This is a genomic window from Methyloversatilis discipulorum (assembly GCF_018780585.1).
Classification (GTDB): Bacteria; Pseudomonadota; Gammaproteobacteria; order Burkholderiales; family Rhodocyclaceae; genus Methyloversatilis; species Methyloversatilis discipulorum_B.
This window is the reverse complement of the sequence record NZ_JADMJL010000076.1, coordinates 1-3,174: the sequence shown is the minus strand read 5'-3', so window position 1 is coordinate 3,174 and position 3,174 is coordinate 1. Positions and strand designations below refer to the sequence as shown.

The window sequence follows — 3,174 nt, the reverse complement described above, 5'->3', positions numbered from 1 at the left end:
GTAAGCGACCGACGAATACCGTTCTTGCGGACGGTTGAATGTCTGGGCAATATCTGACGAATTGCACTCCACCCTTTGATGGTGTGCACTCAACCCAGATAAGTGCACACCATGGACACGCCACACATTGCCGCCAAATCCACAAAACGCCGACATAACCCGGCCTTCAAACGAAAGCTCGTTGAGCTGACCCAACAGGCCGGTGCCTCGGTTGCCGCGATCGCACTGGAGCACGGTATCAATGCCAACCTGCTGTTCAAGTGGCGGCGCGAATACCTCGGCAGTCCAGCATTGGTCAAACCGACAGCTCAGGCGATACTGCTGCCGGTCACGATGGCCCCCTTGCCACCAGTGGGTACGATGAGCACCCCACCACCTGCGGTGCTGGTCAACGCCACGCGAACCTCCACTGTGGGCATCATTGAGATTGAAGTCGGTGGTGCCCGTGTGCGACTGCGCGGCAGCGTTGATCAGGACAGTGTGCGTTGCGTGCTGCAAACCTTGCGAGAGGCGACATGATTGGTTTGCCCGCGGGCACCCGCGTCTGGTTGGTAGCAGGACTGACCGACATGCGCCGTGGCTTTGACGGCCTGGCCGCGCTGGTGCAAAGTGCGCTGACGCAGGACCCGTTCTCGGGCCACGTCTTTGTCTTTCGCGGCCGACGCGGTGACATCATCAAGCTCCTGTGGTGGGATGGCCAGGGCATGTGCCTGTTTGCCAAGCGTCTGGAGAAGGGGCGCTTCATCTGGCCGCAAGCCGACAGCGGGTCGGTCTCACTGACCCCGGCGCAGTTGTCCATGCTGCTCGAAGGCATCGACTGGCGAATGCCGGTTCGTACCTGGCAGCCCACGCTTGCTGCATAGATTTTGTGTGCATTTATTGGGGCAAAGTCGGCGCCAAATCAGAGGTAAAACACTGCATGAATTGGGTGTTCCGTTGACAGTGAAACTCCTCTGTTACAGAGGCATTTTTACTGGCAAAGTCACCTCCCATGAGCACTGACATCTTGCTGCAAAAAATAGAGACCTTGACGCAAGGTGTTGTGCAGCGTGACGTCGAACTCAAGAGCCTGCGCCTGACCATTGAGAAGCTAAAAATGGAGCTGACGTACCTCAAACGCATGCGTTATGGGCGCTCCAGCGAGAAGATGGACAACCCGGATTTGCAACTGGAGTTGCTCAGCGCTGCACTGGCGCCGCTACAGCCCGTGGTTGAATCCCTGGGCTCCAACATCACCGCTCTGGATGACGCCCGCAAAAAGCGCAATGCCAAGTCCAAGCGCCCCACGTTGCGCCAGTTACCAGAACACCTGCCACGTGAGGAGATCATCCACACCGATTCACTGGACTGTACGTGCAGTGCCTGCGGCGCAGGTCTGCGTGAAATTGGCCGGGACGTCTCTGAAGTGCTGGAGTACGAGCCGGGCAGCTTCAAAGTCATCCGTCATGTACGCCCCAAGTTGGCGTGCGCCACTTGCCACACGATCACACAAGCGTCGGCTGCGAGCCGCCCCATCGATCGCTGCCTCGCTTGTGCCGGCTTACTGACCCATGTGCTGGTGGGCAAATACTGCGATCACCTGCCGCTGTACCGGCAAAGCCAGATTTACGCCCGTGATGGGGTGATGATTGATCGCTCCACCTTGGTGGACTGGGTGGCGGCCTCGGCGCGACTGCTGCAACCGCTGGCGGATGCGGTGCGCCGCTATGTGATGAGCGCGTACAAGATTCACACCGACGACACGCCGGTCCCCGTGCTCAGTCCGGGCCGGGGCAAAACCAAGACAGCCCGGTTGTGGGTTTATGCACGGGACGATCGCCCGGCGGGAGACACCTCGCCCTCGGCCGTCTGGTTTCAGTATTCCCCTGACCGCAAGGGCGAGAATCCGCGGCGCCATCTCAAGGGATTTACCGGTGTCTTGCAGGCCGACGCATACGCGGGCTATGACCAGATTTTTACCAACGGACAAATTGTGGAGGCAGCTTGCTGGGCCCACGCGCGCCGAAAATACTTTGAAATCCATGAGAGGCAGAGCAAACTCCCTGGCACGCTGGCCCACCAGGCGCTTGAACGCATCGGCGCGCTGTATGCCATCGAGAAAGACATCCGGGGCCAATCCGCTGCTGAGCGCCGCCTACAGCGACAACGCCAGGCCAAAGCACTGATTGAAGAGATGTTCCGCTGGCTCCATGACACCCTGGGTCGACTCTCGGCCAAGTCACCGATGGCGCAGGCCATTGGCTACTCACTGAGCAACTGGCGCGCCCTGACTCGCTACGTGAATGACGGGCGCATCGAGATGGACAACAACGCAGCCGAACGGGCCCTGCGCTCGGTTGTGCTGGGGCGCAAGAACTATCTGCACTTTGGCTCGGATGCCGGGGGCGAGCGCGCGGCGGTCATCTACAGCCTGATCGGCACCTGCAAGCTCAACAGCATTGACCCTCAGGCATATCTGCGCCATGTACTGGAGCGCATCGCTGACCACCCCATCAACCAGGTTGCAGAGTTGTTGCCGTGGGTGGTGGCCGGCCAGCTAAAGACGCATTGGAAAACGGCACCGGAGTTGGCGCGGGCAGCGTGAGGCAGCGCCACCTTTGGCAAAATGGTGTCCATGAATGACACCAAGCTCATTGAGGCGCTGTCAAACGCCAGCAGCCTCGAACTGTTCGAGCTCAGCCGCATCATTGACCGATTGCTGGCCGACCCTCGGCGCATCATTGCGATACGCAACAAGCTCAATCTTGGCAAATCGGTGCGATTCATGGACTGGCGCACCGGCCAAATGCGCTCTGGCAAGATCGTGGCGATCAAAGATGCCCAGGTCACAGTGCACGAAGACGGCACTCGCTCCCAGTGGAAGCTCTCCTACGCAGCCATCGATCCGGGCGTAGATGGCGAGCAGGTTGAAAGTCAATCACCAACCATCAACATTCAACCACCCCCACAAAAGCCAGGCCGCGATGACTTCCGTCGTGGGGACAAGGTATCGTTTACCGACAAATATTTGCAGCCGCAGGTGGGAACGATTGCGCGCATCAATCAACGCACAGCTTCGGTCGAATGTGAAAATGGTCCCGGCTGGCGAGTTCCGTTTTCCATGTTAAGTCACGTCATGGACATCTGACGCAAAGATCGCACGCCGTCAAGTACGGTATTGGTCAGGCGCTTACG

4 protein-coding genes are annotated in these 3,174 nt (G+C 59.1%); all 4 read left to right on the top strand.

Annotation, left to right across the window (positions count from 1 at the left end; translation table 11 throughout):
- Positions 1–111 precede the first annotated feature (111 nt).
- A complete protein-coding gene (gene tnpA, locus IV112_RS21250) occupies positions 112–519 on the top strand; it encodes an IS66-like element accessory protein TnpA (RefSeq protein WP_304007111.1) in 408 nt (135 codons plus the stop codon).
- The gene (gene tnpB / locus IV112_RS21245) at positions 516–863 is read left to right on the top strand and encodes an IS66 family insertion sequence element accessory protein TnpB (RefSeq protein ID WP_304007109.1); all 348 of its coding nucleotides are present in this window, start codon (positions 516–518) and stop codon (positions 861–863) included. The genes tnpA and tnpB overlap by 4 nt, the downstream gene beginning before the upstream one ends.
- A gap of 128 nt (positions 864–991) precedes the next feature.
- Positions 992–2,584, top strand: a complete 1,593-nt coding sequence (gene tnpC / locus IV112_RS21240) for an IS66 family transposase (RefSeq protein WP_368500701.1) — start codon at positions 992–994, stop codon at positions 2,582–2,584.
- A 30-nt stretch (positions 2,585–2,614) separates the two neighbouring features.
- Positions 2,615–3,127, top strand: coding sequence for a hypothetical protein (locus IV112_RS21235; RefSeq protein ID WP_304007107.1), 513 nt, complete (start codon positions 2,615–2,617; stop codon positions 3,125–3,127).
- Positions 3,128–3,174: the final 47 nt, after the last annotated feature.

Coding starts and splice junctions, on each gene's coding strand:
- IV112_RS21235 (WP_304007107.1), top strand. CDS start 2,615: ATGAATGACACCAAGCTCATTGAGGCGCTGTCAAACGCCAGCAGCCTC.
- tnpC (WP_368500701.1), top strand. CDS start 992: ATGAGCACTGACATCTTGCTGCAAAAAATAGAGACCTTGACGCAAGGT.
- tnpB (WP_304007109.1), top strand. CDS start 516: ATGATTGGTTTGCCCGCGGGCACCCGCGTCTGGTTGGTAGCAGGACTG.
- tnpA (WP_304007111.1), top strand. CDS start 112: ATGGACACGCCACACATTGCCGCCAAATCCACAAAACGCCGACATAAC.